Annotated in this window: 1 pseudogene; it reads left to right on the forward strand. The window is 64.7% G+C overall.

Annotation, left to right across the window (positions count from 1 at the left end):
* Positions 1-255, forward strand: a pseudogene (locus IU450_RS39375) (cholesterol oxidase); the annotation flags it as partial.

Consider the following 255-nt stretch of genomic DNA (forward strand, 5'->3'; position numbering starts at 1 on the left):
TCCGCGGGGAGATGAAGCCGTCCTACACCAACGGTGACGGCGCCATGGGCGTCAACAATGGTGGTAAACATTCCGTCGACGTCACCTACATCGCCGCCGCCGAAGCCACCGGTTTGGTGCGGGTGCAAACCCTGCACGAGGTGATCGACGTCGAACGGGCATCCGACGGCCGGTGGATCGTGCATGTGCAACGGCTGGACACCACCGGCGCGGTGGTGGAGCACAAGGTCCTCACCACCGGTGCGCTGATCCTGG

The organism is Nocardia abscessus (assembly GCF_015477775.1).
Lineage (GTDB): Bacteria > Actinomycetota > Actinomycetes > Mycobacteriales > Mycobacteriaceae > Nocardia > Nocardia abscessus_A.